This window comes from Arthrobacter sp. M4 (assembly GCF_020251205.1).
In the GTDB taxonomy this organism is placed as follows: Bacteria; Actinomycetota; Actinomycetes; order Actinomycetales; family Micrococcaceae; genus Arthrobacter.
The window spans coordinates 518,874-543,719 of sequence record NZ_JAIWYX010000002.1 but is presented as its reverse complement, the minus strand read 5'-3'; the positions used below and the strand labels follow the sequence as shown (position 1 = coordinate 543,719).

Sequence of the window (24,846 nt, the reverse complement as noted above, 5' to 3'; positions counted from 1 at the left end):
AGTCCGTACACAGCACGATCCTGTACCGGGCCTAGGGGATTTCACGACTTTTCCCCAACTAACTCCAACAACTCAGAGGAGGCGGAATGCGTTTCAAGCGCACTTCCACAGTGTTGGGCATGGCGGCTGCTGCCGCCCTTGCCCTTAGCGGTTGCGGTGGCGGCGGCGGTACTACCGGCGGCGGCACTGCCAGCACTGATCCCAACAAGGTCATAACCGCGTATAGCAATGAGCCGCAGAACCCGCTCCTGCCCGCTAATACCAACGAAGTTTACGGCGGGCGCGTCGTCGAGTTGCTGTACGAAGGCCTTCGCGCCTACGACCCCAGCGGTAAGCCGATCAACGCCCTCGCTGAGTCGATCGATTCGAGCGATGCCCAGAACTGGACCATCAAGGTCAAGAAGGGCTCCAAGTTCACCAATGGCGAGGAAGTTACGGCCAAGACCTTCGTGGACTCCTGGAACTTCGCCGCGCTGAGTACCAACCTGCAGAACAACGGCTCATTCTTCGAATCCGTCGAGGGCTACGACGCGGTGAGCGCCGTAACCAAGAGCACCACACCGGATGGCAAGACCACCAGCACGCCGGCGCCGAAGGCCCAGACGATGTCCGGGCTGGTCCTGAAGGACGACTCCACCATCCAGGTGAAACTGGCCCAGCCTGAGGCTGACTGGTCCCTGCGTCTTGGCTACTCCGCCTTCTACCCGCTGCCCTCCGCTGCCCTGAAAGATCCCAAGGCGTTTGGCGAGAACCCGATCGGCAACGGACCCTACAAGATGGCGAAGACGGGAGCATGGGTCCATGACCAGTCCATCTCCCTTGTCCGGAATGACGACTACAACGGTCCGCGTAAGGCCAAGAACGGTGGCGTGACCTTCAAGTTCTACACCGACCCGGGCCCGGCCTATACAGATATGCAGGCTGACAACCTCGACGTCACCGACGTCCTGCCGTCCAATGCGTTGAAGACGTTCACCAGCGACTTCCAAGGCCGGAACCTCATCAAGCCTGTGGCATTGAACGCAACGCTGAACATTCCGCCGTACAACCCCAACTTCCAGGGTGAAGCAGGCAAGCTGCGCCGCCAGGCGCTGTCCTATGCGATCAACCGTGAAGAGATCTGCAAGGTGGTCTTCAACGGAACGCGTACGCCGGCCACCGAGTACACCTCCCCGGTGCTGGACGGCTACAGCGACAAGATCCCCGGCAACGAAGTCCTGAAGTTCGACGCCGCCAAGGCGAAGGATCTCTGGGCCCAGGCTGAGAAGATCAAGCCGTATGACGCCTCCAAACCTCTCCTGATCGCCTCCAACACTGATGGCGGCAACAAGGAATGGATTGACGCCGTAGCAAATGGCTTCAAGAACAACCTCGGCATCCAGGCTGAAATCCAGCCATTTGCCAAGTTTGCCGAAGTCCTGAACTTGCGCAAGTCCCAGAGCCTGCCCGGCCTGACCCGCGCCGGCTGGCAGGGCGACTACCCGTCGCTCTACAACTTCCTCGGTCCTGTATGGAAGACCGGAGCATCCTCGAACTACGAGAAGTTCTCGTACCCGGAGTTCGACAAGCTGCTTCAGGAAGGACTTGCCGCTAAGTCCACCGCGGATGCCAACGCCAAGTTCAACAAGGCACAGGAAGTCCTGTTCAAGGAACTTCCCGGCCTGCCCCTGTGGTACCAGACACGCCCGATTGTGTGGAGCAACAACGTTGTGTCAGCTGAAACAGGCTGGAACGGCGCCGTCCTCTACTACAACATCCAGGCAAAGTAGTCCACAGGATCTGAACTTGCCGTGAGGCAGTGGGGGTCCGGCCTCGTGCCGGGCCCCCATTCGCCTGCAGCGCGGCAGGAAGGCAACCATGAATCTCCCTCGCATCCCCGCCGGAAGGAGCGCCAAGTGACCCGCTATATCCTTCGGCGTCTCTTACAGGTGATCCCCGTTTTCCTGGGTACCACCCTTCTCGTCTACTACATGGTCTTCGCCTTGCCGGGCGACCCCATTGCCGCGCTGTTCGGTGACAAGCAGCCGCCGCAAAGCGTGATCGACGCATTGCGTGCCCAGTACCACCTCGATCAGCCCTTCTTGGTCCAGTACGGCATCTTCTTGAAAAACCTGTTCACCTTTGACCTTGGCGTGGATTACACACAACAACCCATCGCAGCCACGCTGGCCCGGATATTCCCCGTGACAGCTATGCTCGCCATCGAAGCGCTCATTATTCAGGCAGTGTTCGGCGTGGCCTTTGGGCTGTTCGCCGGCCTCCGCCGTGGCAAATTGTTCGACTCCACTGTACTGGTGGCCTCCCTGGTCGTGATCGCTGTCCCCACATTCGTGCTCGGCTTCGTCTTCCAGCTGATTTTCGGCGTCCAGCTTGGCTGGGCCAAGCCGACGGTTGGAGCCAATGCCAACTGGGAAACACTTATCCTGCCGGCTGTGGTGCTGGGACTTGTCTCCTTCGCCTACGTCCTGAGGCTGACGCGTACCTCGGTAATCGAAAACATGAACGCCGACTACGTGCGAACTGCCACAGCCAAGGGCCTGTCCCGCCCGCGCGTGGTGATGACCCACATCCTGCGGAACTCGATGATTCCCGTGGTGACCTACCTCGGCGCCAACCTGGGAAGCCTCATGGGCGGTGCCATCGTGACGGAAGGCATTTTCAACGTTCCCGGAGTGGGAAACAAGCTCTACCAAGCCGTGCTGAGGGGCGAAGGGCCCACGGTGGTCATCATCGTGAGCGTGCTGGTCTTGGTGTTTGTTGTGGCCAATCTCCTTGTAGACCTTTTGTACGCCTGGCTTGACCCGAGGATCCGCTATGAAAAGTAACCGCCAAATTGAGCATTTCGTCGCTCCCGTCGATGAAACGCCCTTGCTGCCGACGGACACCCTCAGGGTTGAAGCGGCGCCGCTGAGCCTCTGGGCCGATGCGTGGCGGAAGCTCCGCCGTCGTCCGCTGTTCATCATCTCGTCCGTGATGATCCTGCTGATCATCACTGTGGCCCTTTTCCCGGGCCTGTTCACCCAAACTCCGCCCAACCAGAACTGCCTGTTGGCGAACTCTGAGGCCGGGCCCACCGCAGGGCACCCCCTGGGTTTCACCTTCCAGGGCTGCGATGTCTATTCGCGCATCATCCATGGCACCCAGGCGTCCCTGAGCACCGGTGTCTTGTCAGTTTTGTGCGTCCTGGTCATCGGAGTCACCTTTGGCGCCCTCGCCGGCTACTACGGGGGTTGGATTGACGCAGTCCTGGCCCGCCTGGGTGACATCTTCTTTGCCCTACCCATCCTTCTGGGCGCACTGGTCATCACGCAGCTGCCGTTCTTCCGGGAAAACAAGAGTGTCTGGACCGTGGTGCTGGTCATCTCCATGCTGGCGTGGCCGCAGATGGCACGAATCACTCGAGGCGCAGTGATCGAGGTCAGGCACGCTGACTTCGTCACGGCGGCGCGGGCCCTGGGGGTTTCGAAGTTCGGAGCCCTGGCCCGCCACGTGCTGCCGAATGCCATCGCCCCGGTGATCGTGCTCGCAACGCTGGAGCTCGGGGTGTTCATCGTGTTGGAGGCAACGTTGTCGTTCCTCGGCGTCGGCATGCCTGAGTCGATCATGAGCTGGGGCCACGATATCTCCGCGGCCCAGACTTCCATTCGGACGAACCCGATGATCTTGATTTATCCGGCCATTGCCCTGTCCGTCACTGTGCTCAGCTTCATCATGCTGGGCGACGCCGTGCGCGACGCACTCGACCCGAAGAGCCGCCAGCGATGAAGGACTCGACTATGAAATCCACCCAGATCACCATCGAAGAGGCCAGTTCGCTGGCTGAGCGTCCGCTCTTGGAAATTAGGGACCTGGATGTCTCCTTCAAGACAGGCAGCGGAGAGTTCAACGCCGTCAGCGGCGCCCACCTCACCATCATGCAGGGCGAGACAGTTGCCATCGTGGGCGAGTCCGGTTCGGGAAAATCGACGACGGCGCTGGCCGCCATTGGTTTGCTGCCGCCCAATGGGCGAGTGTCCAGGGGGCAGATTCTGCTTGACGGCGAGGACATTGCCCACGTTCATGAAAGACGCATGATCGAACTGCGCGGCAACACCATCGGCATGGTGCCGCAGGATCCGATGTCCAACCTCAATCCGGTGTGGAAGATTGGCTATCAGGTCAAGGAAACGCTACGAGCCAACGGGAAACCCGACGGCCCTGCCGACGTCGCCAAGGCCCTGGCGGAGGCAGGCCTGCCCGATTCGGCCCGCCGGGCAAAGCAGTATCCCCATGAATTCTCGGGCGGTATGCGCCAGCGGGCGCTCATCGCTATCGGCCTCTCGTGCCAGCCGCGGCTGCTCATCGCCGATGAGCCGACGTCGGCCCTGGACGTCACTGTCCAGCGTCAGATTCTCGACCACCTCGAGACAATGACGTCGGAGTTGGGCACGTCGGTCCTTCTCATCACCCACGACCTTGGCCTGGCCGCGGAACGCGCAGACAGGGTGGTTGTGATGTACCGCGGAAACGTCGTTGAATCCGGTCCGTCACTTGAGTTGCTGCGCAATCCGCAGCACCCGTACACCAAGCGACTGGTAGCCTCTGCGCCCTCGCTCGCATCCCGGCGCATCCAGGTGGCCAAGGAACGTGGCATCGAGAGTGAGGAGCTTCTTGCGCCCAGCGAAGCGGTCGTGGAAAAGCACCTTCCCGCCGACGTGCTGCAGGTGGAAAACCTCACCAAGGTGTTCAAGCTGCGTTCCGGCCTGGGCAGGGGGACGGACTTCACCGCAGTGGACGACGTTTCGTTCAGCGTGCAGCGGGGAACGACGACGGCGATCGTGGGAGAGTCAGGTTCGGGCAAGTCCACAGTGGCCCAGATGGTGTTGAGCCTCCTCGCACCAACGTCAGGGAGGATTGTGTTCGACGGCGTTGACACCTCCACGTTGACCCCAAAGCAGCTCTTCGCCTTCCGGAGGCGTGTCCAACCGATCTTCCAGGACCCGTACGGCTCCCTCGATCCGATGTACAACATCTACCGGACCATCGAAGAGCCCTTGCGTACCCATAAGATCGGGGACAGGACCACGCGCGAGATCAAGGTCCGGGAATTGCTGGATCAGGTCGCTTTGCCGCAGTCCACGATGCAACGATACCCAAATGAGCTATCCGGTGGTCAGCGTCAGCGCGTAGCGGTCGCCCGCGCCCTCGCGCTTGATCCGGAAGTGATCATTTGCGACGAGGCCGTGTCTGCCCTTGACGTGCTGGTGCAGGCCCAAGTCCTCAACCTTCTGGCAGAGCTTCAATCCAACCTGGGACTGACGTACCTCTTCATCACCCATGACTTGGCCGTGGTGAGGCAAATTGCGGACCACGTTTGTGTGATGGAGAAGGGCAAGCTGGTGGAAACGGGCACCACTGACGACGTGTTCGAATCGCCGGAGATGGACTACACCAAGGCCCTGCTCAACGCGATCCCCGGCGGGAAGCTCATGCTGCCGCCCGAGGTCGCCTAGCGGGCCGCCCAGCGGTCGACGAGAGCGCCAAAAGAACAAAGAAGGAGCCGTTGCCTACTGCAATTCGCAGTACGGGCAACGGCTCTTCCGCACTTCCCCTTGGAGTTTGTGCACAACTCGTACTCTTTGGATTGGTCCAAAATGGAGTGATCTGTACACACAGCGGCGGTTATTGAGCCGCGGGCGTAACCAATCCCAACGTGTCCGAGACCCTGCCATTGGCGGGCTGCAGCGTGAATCCGGCGGCGGTGAGTTCTTTCGTGAGGACCACGGCCAGTTTGTTATGTCCTGTCTGCGTCATGTGCGTCCCGTCGACCAAATCCTGGACGGCGTTATATTTGCTCAGCCAGTCGCCCACGGAGATAAACGCTAGCCCCGCCCGTTCCGCAACGTGGCCCAGCAGCGTGTCCACTTGGGTGCGCCGGCCCCCGCCGTAGTTGGCACCGCGCGCCAGAGTTCCGATCATCGCGATTTTGGCGCCGGGGTAACGGGCCTTGATCGCGGTGATGAGCCGCTCGGCGTTGGCTACGATCTGTGCGTCGGTAGCGCCGTGGGCGGCGTCATTGCCGCCGCCCTGGATGACTATGAGGGGCGGAGCGCCATAGGGCAACAGCCAATCGCCGCGCTGAAGGGCGTCGATGTAGTTGCCGGTCTTGCCATTTGAGGCCACGAAGCCTGTTCCACCCATCCCGGCGAAGTACACCTCATATCCGCAGGCTTTAAGCGCCTGGCGCGGCCAAGAGTTGGATGGCTGCGATTGGGAGTCCCCAATCAGCACTGCCGTGTGGCGCACGTCGCCCACTATGACTTCGTCCCTGCCGGTGGCTGGGTTCCGGTAGACGGTGCCGACGGGAAGGTTGACCGGTGCCTGCTGCACTGCCTTTTTGGATTTGGAGGCCGCCGCTGCTTCTCCAGGTGCGGCGGCAGGCGCAGGCTGCCCAGCCGTCGTCGACGGCTGGGGGGAAGGTGCAGCCTGTCCGCAACCGACCGACAGAACGCCAACGGCGATCAACGGTGCGACCAGGCGGGACAGGGCCGAAGCTTTGCGCATCGAAGGTCTCCGAAAGGGCTCGTTTTTATCACAGCCATAATGAAGTACAAAGTCATGAAAAGCCAGCTTTCGGTCATATCGCGTAGAGCACATCCGAGAGGGCGCTCTTGCACGGGCCTAGGCCATTTAGGCCTCCGATGGCTAAGCCTTTAGACTAAATAAAGGTGCCCTGTGTCCCTGGGTCTCTTCCGTCGTCGATTCCGATGTGGAAATGCGGCGATCCATTAGCTGACTTCACCACTGAAACGAGTCATTACGCATGTCTGAAACTACCGCTACGGCAGGTACCGCAACGGCGTCGCGGAGCGATCTGCGCAACGTCGCAATCGTCGCGCACGTTGACCACGGCAAGACCACCCTGGTGGACGCCATGCTCAAGCAGACCAACTCCTTCGCCGCCCACGGCGAGGTTGAGGACCGCGTGATGGACTCCGGTGACTTGGAACGCGAAAAGGGCATCACCATCCTCGCCAAGAACACCACCGTCGCGTACGGTGGACCCGCAGCCAACGGCGAGACCATCACCATCAACGTCATCGACACCCCGGGTCACGCCGACTTCGGCGGCGAGGTGGAGCGCGGCCTGTCCATGGTGGATGGCGTCGTCCTCCTCGTGGACGCCTCCGAAGGTCCCCTTCCGCAGACCCGCTTTGTCCTCCGCAAGGCGCTGGCTTCCCACAAGCCGGTGATCCTTGTGGTCAACAAGACGGACCGTCCGGACGCCCGCATCGAAGACGTCGTCCACGAAACCATGGACCTCCTCCTCGGCCTGGCTTCAGACCTGGCCGACGAGGTGCCGGACCTGGACCTGGACAAGGTCCTTGACGTTCCCGTTGTCTATGCGGCCGCCCGCGTCGGTGCGTCGTCGCTCGAGCAGCCGGCCGACGGCGCGGTTCCGGGCAATGACAACCTCGAGCCCCTCTTCGAGACGATCATCAAGCACATTCCGGCTCCCACGTACAACCCTGAAGGCGTGCTCCAGGCCCACGTCACCAACTTGGACGCTTCGCCCTTCCTGGGCCGCCTGGCGCTCCTCCGCATCTACAACGGCACGCTGCGCAAGGGCCAGCAGGTTGCCTGGGCCCGGCAGAACGGTGAACTGAAGACCGTCAAAATCACCGAACTCCTGGCCACCAAGGCACTGGAGCGGGTCCCGGCCGAATCAGCCGGACCCGGTGAGATTGTCGCCGTCGCCGGCATCGAGGAAATCACCATCGGCGAAACGCTGACGGACCTCGAGAACCCGCAGCCGCTGCCGCTTATCACTGTGGATGACCCCGCCATTTCCATGACCATCGGAATCAATACCTCCCCGCTGGCCGGCAAGGTCAAGGGTGCAAAGGTCACGGCCCGCCAGGTCAAGGACCGCCTGGACAAGGAATTGATCGGTAACGTCTCCATCCGCGTCCTGCCCACCGAGCGTCCTGACGCCTGGGAAGTCCAGGGCCGTGGCGAGCTCGCGCTGGCCATCCTCGTTGAGCAGATGCGTCGTGAAGGCTTCGAGCTGACGGTTGGCAAGCCGCAGGTTGTCACGAAGACCATAGACGGCAAGCTGAACGAGCCGATGGAACACATGACCATCGACGTGCCTGAGGAGTTCCTCGGTGCAGTCACCCAGCTGATGGCCGCTCGCAAGGGCCGCATGACCAACATGTCCAACCACGGCACCGGCTGGGTCCGTATGGAGTTCAAGGTTCCTGCCCGCGGCCTCATCGGCTTCCGTACCAAGTTCCTCACCGAGACCCGCGGTGCCGGAATCGCGTCGTCGATCTCCGAAGGCTACGAGCCGTGGGCCGGCGACATCGAATACCGCACCAACGGATCCCTGGTGGCCGACCGTGCAGGCGTAGCTACGCCGTTCGCCATGATCAACCTTCAGGAACGCGGCTCATTCTTTGTGCAGCCCACGGCAGAGGTATACGAAGGCATGATCGTGGGTGAGAACTCGCGTGCTGACGACATGGACGTGAACATCACCAAGGAGAAGAAGCTCACCAACATGCGCTCCTCCACCGCGGACAGCTTTGAGGGCCTCACGCCGCCCAAGACGCTGACGCTGGAAGAGTCCCTCGAGTTCGCCCGTGAGGACGAGTGCGTGGAGATCACTCCGGAGGACATCCGCATCCGCAAGGTCATCCTGGACGCCAACGAGCGCGTCAAGGCTGCCCGGGCACGCGCCCGCGCGTAGCAGCGCCCGGTGCCGAGCAAAGTGTCAAGGAGAAGTGCCGCCGGAACCGCAAGCCTGCTTGCCGTTCCGGTGGCACTTTTCGCCGCTATCGCCGGCACGGCGCTGCACCGGCAGTCGGTGGAAGCCAGCGGTACGTCCCTCGCTTGGGGGCTCGCCGCAGCGCTGGTGCTGCTCGGCTCGTTCCAGCTTTGCCTTGGCGCCTGGTCCAGATCAGTCATCCCGACGGCGGTGGCCGGCGTCGTGTGCTATGCCGCCGTCGGCTATCTGGCGACTGCGAGTCCGGGAAAACAACTGGTGATTGGGGACGTTTCAGGAAACGTCTGGCTTTTCGGGATCCCTGCGCTGACGCTTGTGATGCTGTGGTGGTGCCGCAGGTTTAGTATCAGCCCCCGAGGCACGGAACGCCCGGTGCCCCAAGCAACAACGCGCTAGGTGCTACGGCGGGCCGTCCGCCGCGGCGGGGGTGGCGGGACCTCCTTGGCGGCCACCACGAGCTCCAGGGGAATTTCGACGTCGGACAGCCGCGTGCGGACAACGCAGCTTTCCTCGGAGACTTGGGACAGGTAGCCCAAGGCGTCAGTCAAGCCGCCTTCGATTCTGTAACGGACCACAACCCGCGTTCCTTGTGGCGTATTAAGCAGGAATTCGCGGGGCGGCAAGATCATCAGTTCATAGTAAGTCGTCTGGCTAGGTTGGCGGGAACCGCCTGTTGGATAATAGGCTCAGAATTTAGCAGTCCGGCGGGACGCCTGGATCGATGAATGGAAATCGACCGGCGCTGGGCCGGAACCCAAACTGGAGAGGCAATAGGGACGTGACGTACGTAATCGCGCAGCCGTGTGTGGATGTCAAGGACAAGGCATGCATTGAAGAATGCCCGGTCGACTGCATCTACGAAGGTGAGCGGTCCCTCTACATCCACCCCGACGAGTGTGTTGACTGCGGTGCCTGCGAGCCCGTGTGCCCCGTCGAGGCTATCTACTACGAAGACGACACCCCGGAGGAGTGGGCGGACTACTACAAGGCCAACGTAGAGTTCTTCGACGACCTCGGCTCCCCGGGTGGCGCCGCCAAGATCGGCAACACGCACAAGGACCACCCCTTCATCGCTGCCCTGCCCCCGCAGAACCAAGACCACTGAGGACGGCTCCTTCCTTGATTTCCGCGGCACCGGCGTTTGGCCTGAACCTGCCTGACTACCCGTGGGAAGCGATGGCGCCATATGTCGCCAAGGCTGCCCAGTATTCCGGAGGAGCGGTAAACCTCTCCATCGGGACGCCCGTTGATCCGACCCCTGAGCTCGTGCGCCAGGCGCTGGCTTCCGCGTCGGACGCCCACGGCTATCCAACCGTGCACGGGACGCAGGCGCTCCGCCAGGCCGTGGTGGATTGGTTCGCCAGTCGCCGCGGAGTGCCCGGCTTGGATCCCAGGGACGTCATGCCCACCATCGGCTCCAAGGAACTCGTGGCCTGGCTGCCGTTCCTTCTGGGTCTCAGGCCCGGTGACGTCGTGGTTCGACCGCGTGTGGCCTACCCCACCTATGACATCGGCGCGACGCTGGCCGGCGCCACCGCCGTCGCGGCAGAAGACCTCGACGAGCTTGATGCCGCCACCCGCGCCCGCGTTCGACTGGTCTGGATCAACTCGCCGGGAAACCCCACCGGAGGCGTGCGGGATATCGAGTCCCTGCAGGCCATCGTGCGGCAGGCCCGCGAAGTGGGCGCCGTGGTGGCGTCCGATGAATGTTACGCGGAACTGGGTTGGGGGGAGTGGGACGCCCAGCGAGGTGGTGAAGCCGTGCCCAGCATCCTCGATCCCCGCGTAAGCAATGGCTCCACCGATGGACTGCTCAGCGTCTACTCGCTGAGCAAGCAGTCAAACCTGGCTGGCTACCGTGCGGCCTTTGTGGCCGGTGACTCGGCAATTGTCGAAAACCTGGTCAACAGCCGCAAGCACGCGGGAATGATTGTGCCGTTCCCCATTCAGGAAGCCATGCGCGTTGCCCTAGGGGACGCCGGCCACGTGCTGGCCCAGAAGGACCTGTACCGCTCCCGCCGGGAACGCCTGGTTCCTGCGCTGGAAGCTTTTGGCTTGGAGATCCACGAATCCAAGGCCGGACTCTACCTGTGGTCCACGGCCGGTGAAGGTACCTGGGACACCGTGGGCAGGATGGCTGACCTTGGCATCGTCGTTGGCCCCGGAGTGTTCTACGGGGACGCCGGCAACGGCTTCATCCGAGTTGCGCTGACGGGCAGTGACGAGCGTATTGATGCCGCAGTGGAGCGCTTGGCCGGCGCCTGACAAGCTCAGAGCTTCGCCTCATAACAATGGTGTGACTTGTACCACAATGCCCGGAAATCTGCCGGTAACCAAGGACTGCGGATTAGTTTCGGGAAGGATGCTGGCGGTAACTTTGAACTGACAATCAATGGTGGCTTTCAACAAGAAGGTAGCCGGCGTGTTGGAAGCCTGTCCCGGCAGGCTCCTGCGCGGCGTCACCAGATGAGGGTTGGATCAAGCTTTCTACAGAGGCCCAGAAGCCTCATGAAGGGGACTCCATGACTGAGACCACCAGCGCAACCCTGCGCCATGCCGGCGGGGAACTCGAACTCCCCCGGATCAAGGTTGTAGAAGGAAACGAAGGCTACGACGTTTCCAAGCTGCTGAAGCAGACGGGCGCCGTTGCCTATGACCCCGGCTTCATGAACACCGCAGCCACCACGTCGGCCATCACGTATATCGACGGTGACGCGGGGATCCTGCGCTACCGCGGATACCCGATCGAGCAGCTGGCCGAACACTCAAGCTTCCTGGAAGTGTCCTACCTGCTGATCTACGGCAACCTTCCCAGCCCGGCGGAGCTGGAGTCTTTTGACCAGCGCATCCGCCGCCACACCCTGCTCCACGAGGAGCTGAAGGGCTTCTTCGGCGGGTTCCCGCGCGACGCCCACCCGATGCCCGTCTTGTCGTCGGCTGTCTCCGCTCTGTCCACCTTCTACCAGGACTCGCTGGACCCGTTCAACGACGAGCACGTTGAGGTCTCCACCATCCGCCTGATGGCCAAGCTGCCCGTCATCGCGGCCTATGCCCACAAGAAGTCCATCGGTCAGCCCATGCTGTACCCGGACAACTCCATGAACCTCGTGGAGAACTTCCTTCGCCTGAGCTTTGGCCTTCCGGCCGAGCAGTACGAACTGGACCCCGTAGTGGTCAAGGCCCTGGACCTGCTGCTCATCCTGCACGCCGACCACGAGCAGAACTGCTCCACCTCCACGGTCCGCCTGGTAGGTTCCTCCAACGCCAACCTGTTCGCCTCCGTTTCCGCAGGCATCAACGCCCTGTTCGGTCCTGCCCACGGCGGCGCCAACGAGGCCGTCCTCAAGATGCTGCGCCAGATCCAGAGCGATGGCATCAAGCCCGAAGCGTACATGGAGAAGGTCAAGAACAAGGAAGCCGGTGTCCGTCTTATGGGCTTCGGACACCGCGTGTACAAGAACTACGACCCCCGCGCAAAGATCATCAAGGCCACGGCCCACGAGGTCCTCAGCAAGCTCGGCGGCAACGACGAGTTGCTGGAGATCGCCATGCGCCTGGAAGAGAAGGCCCTCGCGGACGACTACTTCATCCAGCGCAAGCTCTACCCGAACGTCGACTTCTACACCGGCCTGATCTACAAGGCCATGGGCTTCCCGGAGAAGATGTTCACGGTGCTGTTCGCGATTGGCCGCCTGCCCGGCTGGATTGCCCAGTGGCGCGAAATGATCAAGGACCCGCAGACCAAGATCGGCCGCCCGCGCCAGCTCTACACGGGCGAACCGGAGCGCAGCTACCCGGTCCAGTAGTCCCGCGGACCCAAGTCCACAAAAGTACGACGACGGCCGGTGCCTTTCACGCGAAAGGCGCCGGCCGTCGTCGTACTTTTGGTACCGGAAACACGCGCCCCGCCGCCACGCACGGACCGTTAACCTTGGCGTTCTTCGGGAATAGACTGTGACGGTACGGTAAACCTGCCAAGGGAGGCAATCGGATGCACGACACGGGCGGCCCGGGCTGGCGGATCACCATGGACACTTCCGGGCCGATGCTCATTGCGCTGTACCTGCGCGATGTAGCGGGACTCGCCGGGGCAGGGAAACCTTCCGTCTCACATGCCTCTCCCAAGATCAGGCAGGCTGACCATAGCCATTTGACCGCCGACGTGGGCGGCGTCGCCGCGCTCCGGACGGAGTGGGAAGCGTGGTGGGAGCAATTGGTCAAGGCCTACCCTGAGACCACTCCGGAACTGAGCCCACCTTCGTTCAGTGCGTTCATCAACTCCCCGGCTCTCCGGAAAGTACTTCAGGCGCATTTTGGCGCTGCCCTGACTTGGGCCCGCGAGCGTCGGGCTGAATACGCCCAGATCGAGGCCGAGCGTGAGGCCAGTGGTTCGACGCTGCTCGTCGGGGACCTTGTGGAGGACAGGCTCCTGGAAGTGGGACGCAGCTCGCGGGACTTCAACCTCCGCATTATTGAGCTGCCGCTCAACGAACAGCGGGCCTGGTACCTGGAACCGGACAAGATGATCATGAGCCACCGCCTGCTATCCCAGCCCGAGGTCTTCCGCAGCTACGTTCAACCCGTTGTGGAGCTCCTCGTCTGACTCAGGCCGCAGATTCAGGCAGTGATAGGCGCAGACACAGTGATGACCACGGAACCGGGTGGCTGGGCTGAGGTTTGCCAGCCGTCGCGTTCCTGCCTGCTCCATCGTTTGCCATCAACATCTACCTGGGTCACCGACAGTTCCTTTGCGTTGGCCACTGCCCATTGAGCCAGGGCCCACGCCTGCACACCGCTGGCCGCGATAGTCACTGTCCTGCCTCCCGTCGCCGTGGGCAGCGCACCGAATTCCGCCGCCAACTTGTCGGCGACAACATCCGGATCACCCACTGTGGTGGCAGTTTTCAGGACACAGTCGAGGCCTTCCGCGGAGTGTCCCGTAAGGGCTGAGGCGTAGGCGCGCCCCATGGCTTCATGCTGGGCGTAGGCACGCGGGAACGCCGACTTTTGCACGAGCTGCGCAGCCTGCGTGATCTCCATGGTTTCGTAACCCGGGACCTTCACCAGTCCGTCGTAGAACGCGTTGCTAGCGTACTCCGGGTCCATGATCTGGGCTTCCGTGCCCCAGCCTTGGGACGGGCGTTGCTGGAACAGCCCCCTGGAGTCCGGCCCTGCCTGGTCACCGTGATCGATGTTTCGCAGCTTTGATTCCTGCATGGCAGTGGCCAAGGCGATGGTGGCCGCCCGGGGCGGCAGGCCACGCCGGACGGAGACAGCGGTGATCAGGGCGGCGTTGCCCGCCTGGTCAATGTCCAGTTCGTAGCGGTCGGAGCCGACGACGGCGGTGCAGCGCTCGGTGACCAACGTCTCCGAGCGCTGCAACACATCCGCGACACCGTAAACCGCCCCGGCCACGAGTGCCAGAGCCGCCAGCAGGACAGCGGACCTGAGCAACCGGCGGCGCCGGGAAATGCGGCGCATAACGGGCTTAGTTGGCGTGCAGGGCTTCGTTAAGCTCCACGGTCTGGCCCTTGCGCGGGAGCACTTCTACTTCACCGGTCGTGGAGTTCCGGCGGAACAGCAGGTTGGGAACGCCGGAAAGTTCCACGGCCTTGATGATCTTGCTGGTGTCCTCACCGTTCTCGTCCTTCGGGCCGCTGACCCTCACGCGCGTGCCAGCGGTGACGTAGAGGCCGGCCTCCACTACGGAATCGTCGCCGATGCTGATGCCTACTCCGGAGTTGGCGCCGAGGAGTACACGCTCGCCCAGGGAGATGCGCTCTTTGCCGCCGCCGGACAGGGTACCCATGATCGAGGCGCCGCCGCCGACATCGGTGCCATCCCCGGCCACGACGCCGGCAGAGATACGTCCTTCCACCATGGAGGCGCCCAGTGTGCCGGCGTTGAAGTTAACGAAGCCTTCATGCATAACGGTGGTGCCTTCGGCCAGGTGGGCACCGAGGCGGACGCGGTCTGCGTCGGCGATGCGCACGCCGGAGGGGATCACGTAGTCCACCATGCGCGGGAACTTGTCCACACCGTAAACCACCACTGGACCGCGCTTGCGGAGCTTGGCACGGGTCAGCTCGAAACCTTCCGGGGCAGCCGGGCCGTAGTTGGTCCACACAACGTTGGGAAGCTTGCCGAAGATGCCAACCAAGTTGATGCTGTTGGGCTTCACCAGGCGGTGGGAGAGCAAGTGCAGCCGAAGGTAGGCGTCGGCTGTGTCCACCGGGGCTTCATCCAGGTCGATCTGGACGAACACTACTTTTTGCTGGGTGCGGCGGGCTTCGTCGGTGCCGCTTTCTGCCAGTGCCGTCAGCTCGGGGTCGGCGTTTTCAACGTCGCGAAGGGCCTCTGCAACGGTTCCAAGGGCCGGTGCCGGGTACCAGACGTCCAGGACAGTGGCCTCGCCGGAGGCAGAGGTTGCGATGGTGGCCAGGCCGAAGCCATGGGCGGTACGGGTATTTTCGGGCACGGCAGAGGTGGTGGAAGCGGCGGTTTCAGTCATGATCCAAGTCTATCGAGAGGGATTCTCATGCCTGAAAACCGCATCCACAGCGCAGGGTTGTATTTCGTGCGCGGGTAAAGTGGTGGGGTGACCGTGGAACCAACGCCCTTTATCGACCTGCGCCAGGATGTGGCGCTCCTGACCGCCGCTCTGATCGACATCAACAGCGTCTCCGGAAGCGAGCGAGTGCTTGCTGACGCGATTGAATTGGCACTCCGGGGTGTTCCCGGCCTCAAGATCGTCCGTGACGGGGACGCGATTATTGCCCGGACCGAACTGGGCCGCCCAGAGCGCGTGATCCTGGCCGGCCATCTGGACACTGTGCCGCTGCCCGCCGTCGACGGTTCCCTCGGTACGGTTCCGTCCACCTGGACCTCCGGCGTCCCAGGCGAGGGCCTCCTTTACGGCCGCGGCGCGACCGACATGAAAAGCGGCGTGGCCGTGCAGTTGGCCCTGGCCGGAACACTGTTCGACGACGGCGCGGAGCCGGCCAAGGACGTCACCTTTGTTTTCTATGACCATGAGGAAGTGGAGGCAGCCAAGAGCGGCCTCGGTAGGCTGGTCCGGAACCACGGAGTCCTGTTGAACGGTGACTTCGCCATCCTGCTGGAGCCCACCGATGGCACTGTGGAGGGCGGCTGCAACGGCACTATGCGGTTCGAGGCCAGCACCGTAGGTGAGGCCGCCCACTCTGCCCGGGCCTGGATGGGCAGCAACGCCATCCACGCAGCGGCGCCCATCCTGACCAGGCTAGCTGCGTACGAACCCCGGACTATCGCCGTCGATGGCCTGGACTACCGGGAAAGCCTCAACGCTGTCCGCATCCACGGCGGAACGGCAGGCAACGTCATTCCGGACCGCTGCGTTGTCGAGATCAATTACAGGTTCGCCCCGGACAAGACGATCGAACAGGCCGAAGCCCACGTCCGTGAACTGCTGAACGGTTTTGATGTTGTCCGGACTGATGCCGCCGCCGGCGCACGCCCTGGACTCAACCATCCAGCGGCTGCCTCGTTTGTGGCCGCCGTCGGTGCGGACCCCAAGCCGAAGTACGGCTGGACGGACGTGGCACGCTTCAGCGAGCTTGGCATCCCTGCCGTGAACTTCGGCCCGGGGGATGCGCTGCTGGCCCACAAGGACAACGAGCATGTCCATGCCGATGCGATCCGCAAGTGCCTGCGGGCCCTGAGGACGTGGCTGGCAGCCTAAGCGCAGACAAACAAGAAAGGTCCCGCTGGCGGGACCTTTCTTGTTTGCGGACATCCGCTACTTGGCTGTTGGCACAGCCCCGGCAGCAGTTGCGTGTTCCACGCCGCCAGCTGCCTTCTTGGAGCCGCGGCGCTCAATCGCGATAGCCAGGCGCGACACCGCGATGTTGATCAGGATGTAAATCGCGGCGCCCATAAAGAATGCCGGGAACAGGAAGTTCGGCCCCAGGAAGTCGGCCATGATCTGGATCTTCCGAAGGAGTTCCTCATACCCGACGATGAAGCCGAGCGAGGTGTCCTTCAGGAGTACCACCAGCTGTGCCACCAGCGACGGCAGCATGCGCCGGATGGCTTGGGGCAGCTCAATGATCATGCGCGACTGGAAGCTCTGCAAGCCGATGGCCAGGCCCGCTTCGCGCTGGCCCTTGGGCAGGGACTGGATACCGGCGCGCAGGATCTCGGCGAAAATCGCGGAGTTGTAGAGGACCAAACCCGCAACAACAGCGACGAACTGGCTGGTTGCGAAGACCAGCAGCACGAAGAACATCATGAGCACCACGGGCATTCCCCGGAGGAACTCGAGGACCACCTGGGTAGGCACCCGGATCCACGGCACCAGCGAGATGCGCAGGAGGCACAGGGCCACGCCCAGCGGGAAGGCGATTACGGCGGAGACCGCTGCGGCGGCCAGCGTCGCACCCAGACCTTGAAGGATCAGGTTCCAGACGTCGGGCGCCTCAGTTCCGTAGAAGATCTCCCAGCGGTTGGCGTCGAAGATACCTTGTTGAGCCAACGTAAACACTGCGATAGCCAGGACACCCAGGATCACCAGCGTGCCTGCCACTGAACCGAAGAACGAATAGAGCCGGGCCTTAGGGCCGGGAACGTCGTAAAGGACGGAGCTCATCGCGCGATCGCCACCTTTCGTTCAACGAAGTGGGCGAGGATACCCAACGGAACCGTGATCAGGAGATAGAAGAACGCGACGCCGACCAGAACCCATAGGACTTTGTCGCCATACTCGTTGGCCAGCTGCTTGCCGTAGCCAAACAGCTCCAGCACGAAGAACGCACCGGCAACGGAGGAGTTCTTCACGAGCGCGATGATGATGTTGATCATGGGCGGGACCACAGTACGCAGGGCCTGCGGGAGGATGATGAGGCCGAGTACCTGGGTGAAGGTCAGCCCGATGCTGCGTGCTGCCTCGGCTTGACCGACCGGCACGCTGTTCACGCCGGAACGGACTGCTTCGGCCACAAACGCCGAGGTGTAGCCGCTCAGGGCAATAATGGCGGCTACCTCGAACTGGTCGAACTTGATGCCGAGGCGGGGGAGGACGATGGCTGCGAAGAAGAAGATGATGGTGAGTGGCGTGTTCCTTGCGACTTCAACAAAGAACATGCTGAAGCCGCGGAGTGCGGCCACTGGGGAAACCCGCATGGCGGCAAGCAGGGTGCCGATCACGAGGGCGATGATGCCGGAGACAGCGGCAAGGAACAGGGTCCTTAGGAACCCGTCCCAGTATTGGGGAAGACTGGCAAAGATGGCGTCCATGGTTTCCTTTGGCTGTGGACGGTCAAGAAAAGGCCCGGTGAAGCAATTTGCCGGCGTCCGCGAAGCTGCGGACCGCCGGCAAAAGCTGCGGGATGCCTAGTAGCGGTCGATCTTCGGCAGGCTTGGAACGGTCTTGATGACCTTCCCCGCCGTGCTCTCCCAGGCCTTCTTGTAGGTGTCGTCCTTTGCGAATGCTTCCAGCTGGTCGTTGATCCAGCTGCGGAAGGCGGTGTCGCCCTTCTTCAGGCCGATGCCGTACGGTTCCTTGGTGAACGTCTGGTCCGATGCCAGCTTGAAGGCGTCGGGCTCCTTGTCCACGTAACCTGCCAGGATCACGTTGTCCGTGGTCACGGCAACTACCTGCTTGTTGCGGAGCGGTTCGAGGCAAGCGGTGTACGTTGCGGCAGGTACCAGCTCGGCACCGTACTTCTCAACGATGGTCTTGGCAGGGGTTGAACCCGTGACGGAGCAGACCTTCTTGCCCTTGACGTCTTCCGGCTTGGTGATGGAGGAGTCGCTCTTGTTCACCAGCAGGGCCTGACCGGCCTCGTAGTACGGGCCTGCGAAGTCGACCTTCTGCTTGCGGGCGTCGTTGATGGTGTACGTAGCGATGACCAGGTCCACACGGCCTTGCTCGATGAAGGACTCGCGGTTGGCGGAGACCGTCTCAACCCATTCGATCTTGTCAGCTGCAATGCCCAGCTTGGCGGCAATTGCCTTGCCGATCTCGACGTCGAAACCAACCGGCTTGCCGTCCAGGCCCTTCTGGCCGAACAGCGGCTGGTCAAACTTTGTGCCGATCTTGATGGTGCCGGCGTTGGCCAACTTCTCCATGGACGATCCTGCGGCGAAGCTCGGCTTCTGGACCGGGGAGGGGTTGCTTCCGCTGGAACCGCCACAAGCGCTCAGGGTCAGGGCGAGTGCGGCAGCGGCTGCTACCAGGAGAGATTTCCTCCGGGTGATGGGAGCCTTCATGACATTCCTTTCATTGACGGCCGCTCTTCATCGGCCTGGGTACGCGAATACGGAAAGTGCTAGTGGGTCAGGAGCTTTGAGAGGAAGTCCTTGGCACGGTTGCTTTGGGGATTCGTGAAGAAGGATTCAGGATCGGTGTCCTCGACGATCTGTCCGTCTGCCATAAAGACCACCCGGTCTGCGGCCTTGCGCGCAAAGCCCATTTCGTGCGTGACCACAATCATGGTCATGCCCTCTTTGGCCAGCTGGATCATCACGTCCAGGACCTCGTTGATCATTTCCGGGTCGAGGGCGGACGTGGGCTCGTCAAACAGCATGACCTTGGGCTTCATGGCAAGAGCCCGTGCGATCGCCACGCGCTGTTGCTGCCCGCCGGAAAGCTGAGCGGGCAGCTTGGGGGCCTGCTGGCCAACACCCACGCGCTCCAGAAGGGCCATGGCATCCTTCTCAGCCTTGGCCTTGTCCACTCTCTTCACCTTCATGGGTCCGAGGGTGACGTTCTCCAGGATCGTCTTGTGCGCGAAGAGATTGAACGACTGGAAAACCATTCCTACGTCAGCGCGCAAGTGGGCAAGATCCTTGCCCTCTTCGGGAAGCTTCTTGCCATCAATGGCGATGTCGCCGTTGTCGATGGTTTCCAGGCGGTTGATGGCGCGGCAGAGCGTGGACTTACCCGAGCCCGACGGTCCGATGACCACCACCACTTCACCTTTTTGGACCTGGAGGTTGATGTCCTTCAGAACATGCAACTGGCCGTAATGCTTGTTGACGCCATTCAGGGAGACCAGCGGATTGCCGGACACTTGAGTAGTCATACGAAGAATCTAGCGAACTATTCAGTAAATATGACCGGAGTCACCGCAAGTTCAGCCAGATCGTGACTCAAGAGATACCTGCTGGGCGGCCGGACCACGCCACCGTTATCCCGGGCACTGTGAACAGGCGGGAATGGTGGCACATCCGCGCTAGCCTTGGTCAATGAGTACCGACGGACAACCCCTACCTTCCCCGGACGCCAATGCTGTATCCGGCCCGGTGCAGTCTTCCCTTGCTTCTGCCGTGCACAGCGAAGTGCCGGCCAGGCACAAGGGGCCGTTGGAGCTGCGCCGCAAACAGGCGGCTGTGGCCATGTCAGACCAGCGCCTGCTGGACACCAGGGGACCGGATCAGTTCATCCACACGGATCCGTGGAGGGTCCTCCGCATCCAAAGCGAATTTGTGGAAGGTTTCGGTGCGCTGGCGGAACTGGGCCCCGCAGTTAGCGTGTTCGGTTCAGCGAGGACCAAACCCGGCAGCGATTACTACGAGATGGGCGTCGCAGTAGGGCGGAAGCTTGCCGAATCCGGAGTGGCAGTCATTACCGGCGGCGGTCCTGGCTCCATGGAGGCAGCCAACCGTGGCGCCGTCCAGGGCAACGGCGTCTCGGTAGGGCTGGGCATTGAACTGCCGTTCGAACAGGGCCTTAACGAGTGGGTGGACCTGGGTATCAACTTTCGGTACTTCTTTGCAAGAAAGACGATGTTCGTAAAGTACGCCCAAGGCTTCGTTGTCCTTCCCGGCGGCCTGGGTACCCTGGACGAACTGTTCGAAGCCATGGTCTTGGTACAGACGCGCAAGGTGACGTCATTCCCCATTGTCCTGCTCGGAGTGAAGTTCTGGAGCCCGATGATCGACTGGATCAAGAGCACGTTGGTCGCGGAAGGCATGGTTTCGGAAAAGGACCTGGATCTGATCCAGCTCGTCGACGACCCGGAGGACGCAGTTCACCGTGTGCTGCACGGTGTGCCGCTTCCGGCACGGACCAACGGGGACCAGCGTCCGGAGTAGGGCCGCTGCCTGACGGTCGGGGCGAAAATGCCGTTCCGGCGGACCGGGACCCCCTTTCTCAGCCTCGCCGCATGAATCTGGCACGATGGTTGGTGTGAGTTTCTTCCTGGTTTTCTTAGCCATCGCGCTGATTGGCGGCGCCCTGTTCCTTGGGACGACCATGTCCGGCCGGGAACGCAGCGCGGGCGACGGGCTGGGTGAGCCGGTAGCGAACCTGCCACCGGTTCTGCTGCCGGAGCATGCGACTGCAGCGGACATCGACAGGATCAAGTTCTCCCTGGGGCTGCGGGGATACCGTATGGACCAGGTGGACCAGGTCCTGGACGAATTGCGGAACCAGCTGGAACAGCGCGACCAGGAAATCAGGCAGCTCAGGCACGCTTTGGCAGGTGACGGTCATTCGGTGGATGGGGGCTCGGCAGAAAGCGGAGACATAGAAGGCCGTTCGACCGAAAAGGGGACAGCTGACCAAGGTACGGGGCAATGACAACCCCGACGGCGGTGGGCGGCAGAGGCCGATGGGCCGCTGCTGCGAGGACGCGGTCGCAGGCGGCGCTGCGTGCCGCGGCGCGTTGGCCGTGGTGGGTGCAGACCCTCCTCCTCTACATAGCGGCCAGGGCTCTCAGCGCCGCCATCTTCGTTGCGGCGGCCCGGCAACAGGGACCGAATCCGTGGTTCGCCCCGCACCCTGATTATTGGAACTTCATCTCGATCTGGGACGGCCGGTGGTACCAGGAGGCCGCGGATAACGGCTACCCCTCCAATCTCCCGCTGGGGCCAGATGGCGAGGTCCAGGAAAACGCGTGGGCGTTCTACCCCATCTTCCCGATGCTGGGCCGCGTGCTGTCCGCTGTCACGGGCATGGGGACACTTCCGGCGCTGACGCTGATCGCGATGGTTGCCGGTGCTGCCGCTGCCTTGGTTGCCTACCAGTTGTTCCGCGAATTCGCTGGCGTCCGGACTGCCGTGTGGGGCGTACTTTTTGTCTCGACATTCCCGGTGTCTCCGGTCCTGCAGGTTCCTTATGCCGAATCGCTCAACCTCCTCCTGCTGGCGGGCTCCCTGCTCCTCGTGGTGCGCCGACACTGCCTGACGGCCCTGCCGGTTGTAGTCCTTATGTGCCTTTCCCGGCCCACGGGGGTGCCGTTTGCGGCCATGGTCGGGCTGCTCTTCGTGGCAAAGGCCTGGCAGCACTTCCGATCACCGCGGGACCAGCGGGACAGCGTGACTTCGTTGTGGCCGCTGGCCGTGCTGGTTGTTGTCAGTGCTGCCGCCGCGCTGGCCTGGCCGGGGATCGCCTGGGCTGTCACCGGCGAAGTTGATGCCTACACCCGCACTGAGACCGTGTGGCGCGGACACGACCTTGTTCCGTTCAAACCCTGGTTCGACACCGGGGTGATGCTCTTCGGGCCTGTGTTGGGGGTAGCGGCACCAGTCGTCTTCGCAGCCGCGTTTGCCGGTCTCCTGATGTCCCCGCCCGTGCGAAAGCTTGGGCCCGAGCTGCGGCTTTGGTGCGCCTGCTACATGGGCTACCTGTTGGTTTTCCTGCATCCGCAGACCAGTACTTTCCGCATGCTGTTGCCGCTGTTCCCGCTGGCGTTGGCCACCGCATTTGTTTCCCGTTCCAAGGCCTACCGCGGAGCCGTACTGGTTATGTTCATCCTCCTGCAGGTGGTGTGGGTGGTCTGGCTCTGGGCCTGGGCGCAACTGCCGGGCGGCGGCGACTATCCACCGTGACCTGCGGCGATTTCCGCTACAAACGCCAACTGCTCCCAGCACGCAGCCGCCTTCGGAGAAAGTCCAGCGATTAGCTACGGGCGGGTAAGTACGGGATAATGGATACCAAGCAAGGACAATGGCACCCCTGGGTGCCCAGCCACGGCGGCTCTCCATGGACGGCCGTTGTGGCCGTCAGTGCCACGCGGACGCTGCCCGGCCGGGCTGGCGTGATCTGGGACAACTGGAGGGGATTTTCCTAATGGCGGCTATGAAACCACGTACTGGCGACGGCCCTATGGAAGTTACCAAGGAGGGCCGCAGCCTGATCATGCGTGTGCCGCTCGAAGGTGGAGGGCGGCTTGTCGTCGAGCTTAACGCAGCGGAGGCGGCGAACCTGAAGGAATGCCTCGTAGGCGTTACTGAATAGCGTGGATAGGCAGGTTCCGGCGGGTGCCGGGACCTGCCTTCCGCATTTAAGGGGCGGCCGCCTATTTTTTCACTGCTACCAGCAGACCGTCTCCCGTGGGCAGCATGGCGGAGGCCAGCCTGTCGTCGTCGCGAATTGCTTTTCCAACTTGCCGCAGGACCACTGTGGTGGCCTCGCGCGCAGCTGGGTTCGAAACCCGGTCCTTGTCCAGGGCGTCGTTGACCACCAGGGTTCCGCCGCGCTTCAGCAGCCTCACTGCCTGCTCCACATAGCCGGGAAAGTTTGGCTTATCGGCGTCGATAAACACCAGGTCGTAGGCGGAATCGGTGAGGCGCGGCAAGACGTCCGCGGCCCGACCGGAGATGGTGCGGGTCCTGTTGGCCGGGCTGCCGGATTCCAGGAAGGCTTCCCGGGCGGCTTTAAGGTGTTCGACGTCGACGTCGATGGTGGTCAGGACGGCCTGAGGTCCGAGTCCACGCAGCAGGCACACCCCGGACACTCCGGCCCCGGAGCCGATCTCAACGGCCGTCTGTGCCTTGGACGCAGCCGCAAGTACGGTGAGAACAGCGCCGACGCCTGGACTGACGGGAGTCACACCCAGTTCAAAGGACCTCTCGCGGGCGCGCATCAAGACCTCGTCCTCGGCAGGCAGACCTTCTGCGTAGGACCAGCTGGTGGACTTGTCGGCACTCATGGAGGATTCACTTTCCAGGCATCGGGGGGTGTTTGTACCAGACTACTGTGTCGGTCCCCGCCCGCGGCGCGTTGGCCGCCATGTGTCCGGTGGAAGTTTCGCCTTGCGTGGAAATTGACCCAACGGTCAGGAAACTCCCAGCCAAACTTGCAATGATATGTATCCGGTCATCCAAGTGATGGGCGGCGCCGAATCACTGGGGTGACAACCGGTAACGAGGGGAGCGGACATGGCGGCATCTCGTGCTGCAGACGTCCACACACTAGACACTGCCAACGCCACTGACGCTGCGTGGGAGCAGCCATCGTGGGAAGAGGTGGTGAACAACCACTCTGCCAAGGTCTATCGCCTGGCTTACCGCCTGACCGGTAACAGATTCGACGCAGAGGACCTCACCCAGGAAGTCTTCGTTCGCGTCTTCCGGTCCTTGGACAACTTCAAGCCCGGCACCCTGGATGGTTGGCTTCACAGGATCACCACCAACCTCTTCCTGGACCAGGCCCGCCGTCGGAACCGTATCCGCTTTGATGCGCTGGCAGAAGACTCCGAATCGCGCCTACCCGGCCGCGAGCCCGGCCCGGAGCAGAGCTTCGAGCTGAACAACCTGGACCTTGACGTCCAGCGCGCCCTGGAGGAATTGCCGCCTGACTTCCGTGCCGCCGTCGTTCTTTGCGACCTCGAGGGGTTGTCCTATGACGAAGTCGCTGAGGCCTTGGGCGTCAAGCTGGGCACCGTACGGTCGAGGATCCACCGCGGCCGGACCATGCTGCGCGAAAAGCTGGCGCACCGGGCCCCGCGGCCTACCCAGGCACTCAAGCCGCGCCTCAAGATGCCCCGGATCGCCGGCATTCTGTAAGCCTGGATGGGACAGCTGCTGAACCGGCTGCGTGGGGGACTGTCGAAACTTAGGAATGTTGGGGAACGCCATGCCCGTACCCCTTCTCATGTGGAATCCTGCTGGGAATGTCGCGCTGCCTTGCAGCGCGAACGCCAGTATCTTGAGCGATTGCGCAGTGCTGCCGTACCCCAGGCGAGTCACGACCTTAGATCACGGCTTCTGGAGCACACCCGGCAACTTGCCGCGTCCCCACCGGCAGGACGCGGAGCACTAGCGGATCCCGCCTTCGCCAAGGCCCAGCCACCCCGACTCCGCCTTGGCATTGG

At 62.5% G+C, this 24,846-nt stretch carries 26 protein-coding genes; 17 read left to right on the top strand and 9 right to left on the bottom strand.

Going from position 1 to position 24,846, the window contains the following annotated elements; all coding sequences use genetic code 11:
* The first annotated feature begins 86 nt into the window (after positions 1-86).
* The 4 genes from LD110_RS06110 (at position 87) to LD110_RS06095 (ending at position 5,492) form a co-directional block, all read left to right on the top strand.
* Complete coding sequence (locus LD110_RS06110) at positions 87-1,769, top strand: ABC transporter substrate-binding protein (RefSeq protein ID WP_225497147.1); 1,683 nt, start codon at positions 87-89, stop codon at positions 1,767-1,769.
* 126 nt (positions 1,770-1,895) lie between these two features.
* A complete protein-coding gene (locus tag LD110_RS06105; protein ID WP_225497145.1) occupies positions 1,896-2,825 on the top strand; it encodes an ABC transporter permease in 930 nt (309 codons plus the stop codon).
* Positions 2,815-3,765: an ABC transporter permease gene (locus LD110_RS06100; protein ID WP_225497143.1), complete on the top strand. Its 951-nt coding sequence runs from the start codon at positions 2,815-2,817 to the stop codon at positions 3,763-3,765. The genes LD110_RS06105 and LD110_RS06100 overlap by 11 nt, the downstream gene beginning before the upstream one ends.
* Positions 3,766-3,776: 11 nt before the next feature.
* Entirely contained in the window at positions 3,777-5,492 is a 1,716-nt protein-coding gene (locus LD110_RS06095) for an ABC transporter ATP-binding protein (RefSeq protein WP_225497141.1), read from the top strand.
* Positions 5,493-5,661: 169 nt separating this feature from the next.
* Here LD110_RS06095 and LD110_RS06090 read toward each other — a convergent pair whose 3' ends face one another.
* Complete coding sequence (locus LD110_RS06090; protein ID WP_225497139.1) at positions 5,662-6,543, bottom strand: SGNH/GDSL hydrolase family protein; 882 nt, start codon at positions 6,541-6,543, stop codon at positions 5,662-5,664.
* A gap of 259 nt (positions 6,544-6,802) precedes the next feature.
* On the opposite strand from LD110_RS06090, the gene typA reads away from it, so the two are divergent.
* Positions 6,803-8,731, top strand: coding sequence for a translational GTPase TypA (typA, locus tag LD110_RS06085; protein WP_225497138.1), 1,929 nt, complete (start codon positions 6,803-6,805; stop codon positions 8,729-8,731).
* Positions 8,732-8,740: 9 nt separating this feature from the next.
* Positions 8,741-9,163, top strand: coding sequence for a hypothetical protein (locus LD110_RS06080; RefSeq protein ID WP_225497136.1), 423 nt, complete (start codon positions 8,741-8,743; stop codon positions 9,161-9,163).
* Here the strand turns inward: LD110_RS06080 and LD110_RS06075 are convergent.
* Positions 9,160-9,396, bottom strand: a complete 237-nt coding sequence (locus LD110_RS06075; RefSeq protein ID WP_225497134.1) for a hypothetical protein — start codon at positions 9,394-9,396, stop codon at positions 9,160-9,162. The genes LD110_RS06080 and LD110_RS06075 overlap by 4 nt on opposite strands.
* A 149-nt stretch (positions 9,397-9,545) precedes the next feature.
* Between LD110_RS06075 and fdxA the strand changes: the two genes are divergently transcribed.
* From fdxA to LD110_RS06055, 4 genes are all read left to right on the top strand, one after another.
* Positions 9,546-9,872, top strand: a complete 327-nt coding sequence (fdxA, locus tag LD110_RS06070) for a ferredoxin (RefSeq protein WP_225497133.1) — start codon at positions 9,546-9,548, stop codon at positions 9,870-9,872.
* Positions 9,873-9,886: 14 nt separating this feature from the next.
* Entirely contained in the window at positions 9,887-11,032 is a 1,146-nt protein-coding gene (gene dapC / locus LD110_RS06065; RefSeq protein WP_225497132.1) for a succinyldiaminopimelate transaminase, read from the top strand.
* Positions 11,033-11,289: 257 nt separating this feature from the next.
* Positions 11,290-12,573, top strand: a complete 1,284-nt coding sequence (locus tag LD110_RS06060; RefSeq protein ID WP_225497131.1) for a citrate synthase — start codon at positions 11,290-11,292, stop codon at positions 12,571-12,573.
* Between the two features lie 185 nt (positions 12,574-12,758).
* Complete coding sequence (locus tag LD110_RS06055) at positions 12,759-13,370, top strand: hypothetical protein (protein WP_225497129.1); 612 nt, start codon at positions 12,759-12,761, stop codon at positions 13,368-13,370.
* Positions 13,371-13,384: 14 nt separating this feature from the next.
* Here LD110_RS06055 and LD110_RS06050 read toward each other — a convergent pair whose 3' ends face one another.
* Both LD110_RS06050 and dapD read right to left on the bottom strand, forming a co-directional pair.
* Complete coding sequence (locus tag LD110_RS06050) at positions 13,385-14,248, bottom strand: hypothetical protein (protein ID WP_225497127.1); 864 nt, start codon at positions 14,246-14,248, stop codon at positions 13,385-13,387.
* Positions 14,249-14,255: 7 nt separating this feature from the next.
* Complete coding sequence (gene dapD, locus LD110_RS06045) at positions 14,256-15,278, bottom strand: 2,3,4,5-tetrahydropyridine-2,6-dicarboxylate N-succinyltransferase (RefSeq protein WP_225497125.1); 1,023 nt, start codon at positions 15,276-15,278, stop codon at positions 14,256-14,258.
* Between the two features lie 87 nt (positions 15,279-15,365).
* Between dapD and dapE the strand changes: the two genes are divergently transcribed.
* Positions 15,366-16,487 carry a succinyl-diaminopimelate desuccinylase gene (gene dapE / locus LD110_RS06040; protein ID WP_225497124.1) on the top strand — a complete coding sequence of 374 codons (1,122 nt, stop codon included), beginning with the start codon at positions 15,366-15,368 and terminating at the stop codon, positions 16,485-16,487.
* A gap of 57 nt (positions 16,488-16,544) precedes the next feature.
* Here the strand turns inward: dapE and LD110_RS06035 are convergent, their stop codons facing one another.
* From LD110_RS06035 to LD110_RS06020, 4 genes are all read right to left on the bottom strand, one after another.
* The gene (locus LD110_RS06035) at positions 16,545-17,393 is read right to left on the bottom strand and encodes an amino acid ABC transporter permease (RefSeq protein ID WP_225497122.1); all 849 of its coding nucleotides are present in this window, start codon (positions 17,391-17,393) and stop codon (positions 16,545-16,547) included.
* Positions 17,390-18,040 carry an amino acid ABC transporter permease gene (locus LD110_RS06030; protein ID WP_225497120.1) on the bottom strand — a complete coding sequence of 217 codons (651 nt, stop codon included), beginning with the start codon at positions 18,038-18,040 and terminating at the stop codon, positions 17,390-17,392. Before LD110_RS06030 ends, LD110_RS06035 begins: the two co-directional genes overlap by 4 nt.
* Positions 18,041-18,136: 96 nt before the next feature.
* The gene (locus LD110_RS06025) at positions 18,137-19,015 is read right to left on the bottom strand and encodes a glutamate ABC transporter substrate-binding protein (RefSeq protein ID WP_225497118.1); all 879 of its coding nucleotides are present in this window, start codon (positions 19,013-19,015) and stop codon (positions 18,137-18,139) included.
* A gap of 59 nt (positions 19,016-19,074) precedes the next feature.
* On the bottom strand, positions 19,075-19,830 hold the full coding sequence (locus tag LD110_RS06020; protein ID WP_308012408.1) for an amino acid ABC transporter ATP-binding protein: 756 nt from the start codon (positions 19,828-19,830) through the stop codon (positions 19,075-19,077).
* Between the two features lie 163 nt (positions 19,831-19,993).
* Between LD110_RS06020 and LD110_RS06015 the strand changes: the two genes are divergently transcribed.
* From LD110_RS06015 to LD110_RS05995, 5 genes are all read left to right on the top strand, one after another.
* Positions 19,994-20,842: a TIGR00730 family Rossman fold protein gene (locus tag LD110_RS06015; protein WP_225497116.1), complete on the top strand. Its 849-nt coding sequence runs from the start codon at positions 19,994-19,996 to the stop codon at positions 20,840-20,842.
* An 85-nt stretch (positions 20,843-20,927) separates the two neighbouring features.
* On the top strand, positions 20,928-21,329 hold the full coding sequence (locus LD110_RS06010) for a DivIVA domain-containing protein (RefSeq protein ID WP_225497114.1): 402 nt from the start codon (positions 20,928-20,930) through the stop codon (positions 21,327-21,329).
* On the top strand, positions 21,326-22,579 hold the full coding sequence (locus LD110_RS06005; protein ID WP_225497112.1) for a hypothetical protein: 1,254 nt from the start codon (positions 21,326-21,328) through the stop codon (positions 22,577-22,579). Before LD110_RS06010 ends, LD110_RS06005 begins: the two co-directional genes overlap by 4 nt.
* A 98-nt stretch (positions 22,580-22,677) precedes the next feature.
* Entirely contained in the window at positions 22,678-22,821 is a 144-nt protein-coding gene (locus LD110_RS06000) for a hypothetical protein (protein ID WP_225497369.1), read from the top strand.
* Positions 22,821-22,988, top strand: coding sequence for a DUF3117 domain-containing protein (locus LD110_RS05995; RefSeq protein WP_009357720.1), 168 nt, complete (start codon positions 22,821-22,823; stop codon positions 22,986-22,988). Before LD110_RS06000 ends, LD110_RS05995 begins: the two co-directional genes overlap by 1 nt.
* Positions 22,989-23,049: 61 nt before the next feature.
* Here LD110_RS05995 and LD110_RS05990 read toward each other — a convergent pair whose 3' ends face one another.
* Entirely contained in the window at positions 23,050-23,682 is a 633-nt protein-coding gene (locus LD110_RS05990; protein WP_225497110.1) for an O-methyltransferase, read from the bottom strand.
* Between the two features lie 229 nt (positions 23,683-23,911).
* Here LD110_RS05990 and sigE point away from each other — a divergent pair, with 229 nt between their 5' ends.
* Entirely contained in the window at positions 23,912-24,538 is a 627-nt protein-coding gene (gene sigE, locus LD110_RS05985; protein ID WP_225497108.1) for an RNA polymerase sigma factor SigE, read from the top strand.
* Positions 24,539-24,846: the final 308 nt, after the last annotated feature.

Excerpts from the sequence above, each read along its gene's own strand:
- LD110_RS06010 (WP_225497114.1), top strand. The coding sequence starts at position 20,928 with ATGGTTGGTGTGAGTTTCTTCCTGGTTTTCTTAGCCATCGCGCTGATT.
- LD110_RS06000 (WP_225497369.1), top strand. The coding sequence starts at position 22,678 with ATGGATACCAAGCAAGGACAATGGCACCCCTGGGTGCCCAGCCACGGC.
- LD110_RS06015 (WP_225497116.1), top strand. The coding sequence starts at position 19,994 with ATGAGTACCGACGGACAACCCCTACCTTCCCCGGACGCCAATGCTGTA.
- sigE (WP_225497108.1), top strand. The coding sequence starts at position 23,912 with ATGGCGGCATCTCGTGCTGCAGACGTCCACACACTAGACACTGCCAAC.
- LD110_RS06020 (WP_308012408.1), bottom strand. The coding sequence starts at position 19,830 with ATGACTACTCAAGTGTCCGGCAATCCGCTGGTCTCCCTGAATGGCGTC.
- LD110_RS06090 (WP_225497139.1), bottom strand. The coding sequence starts at position 6,543 with ATGCGCAAAGCTTCGGCCCTGTCCCGCCTGGTCGCACCGTTGATCGCC.
- LD110_RS06025 (WP_225497118.1), bottom strand. The coding sequence starts at position 19,015 with ATGAAGGCTCCCATCACCCGGAGGAAATCTCTCCTGGTAGCAGCCGCT.
- LD110_RS06055 (WP_225497129.1), top strand. The coding sequence starts at position 12,759 with ATGCACGACACGGGCGGCCCGGGCTGGCGGATCACCATGGACACTTCC.
- LD110_RS06100 (WP_225497143.1), top strand. The coding sequence starts at position 2,815 with ATGAAAAGTAACCGCCAAATTGAGCATTTCGTCGCTCCCGTCGATGAA.
- typA (WP_225497138.1), top strand. The coding sequence starts at position 6,803 with ATGTCTGAAACTACCGCTACGGCAGGTACCGCAACGGCGTCGCGGAGC.
- LD110_RS06030 (WP_225497120.1), bottom strand. The coding sequence starts at position 18,040 with ATGGACGCCATCTTTGCCAGTCTTCCCCAATACTGGGACGGGTTCCTA.
- LD110_RS05995 (WP_009357720.1), top strand. The coding sequence starts at position 22,821 with ATGGCGGCTATGAAACCACGTACTGGCGACGGCCCTATGGAAGTTACC.
- LD110_RS06005 (WP_225497112.1), top strand. The coding sequence starts at position 21,326 with ATGACAACCCCGACGGCGGTGGGCGGCAGAGGCCGATGGGCCGCTGCT.
- dapD (WP_225497125.1), bottom strand. The coding sequence starts at position 15,278 with ATGACTGAAACCGCCGCTTCCACCACCTCTGCCGTGCCCGAAAATACC.
- LD110_RS06110 (WP_225497147.1), top strand. The coding sequence starts at position 87 with ATGCGTTTCAAGCGCACTTCCACAGTGTTGGGCATGGCGGCTGCTGCC.
- LD110_RS06060 (WP_225497131.1), top strand. The coding sequence starts at position 11,290 with ATGACTGAGACCACCAGCGCAACCCTGCGCCATGCCGGCGGGGAACTC.
- LD110_RS06050 (WP_225497127.1), bottom strand. The coding sequence starts at position 14,248 with ATGCGCCGCATTTCCCGGCGCCGCCGGTTGCTCAGGTCCGCTGTCCTG.
- LD110_RS06035 (WP_225497122.1), bottom strand. The coding sequence starts at position 17,393 with ATGAGCTCCGTCCTTTACGACGTTCCCGGCCCTAAGGCCCGGCTCTAT.
- LD110_RS05990 (WP_225497110.1), bottom strand. The coding sequence starts at position 23,682 with ATGAGTGCCGACAAGTCCACCAGCTGGTCCTACGCAGAAGGTCTGCCT.
- LD110_RS06075 (WP_225497134.1), bottom strand. The coding sequence starts at position 9,396 with ATGATCTTGCCGCCCCGCGAATTCCTGCTTAATACGCCACAAGGAACG.
- LD110_RS06095 (WP_225497141.1), top strand. The coding sequence starts at position 3,777 with ATGAAATCCACCCAGATCACCATCGAAGAGGCCAGTTCGCTGGCTGAG.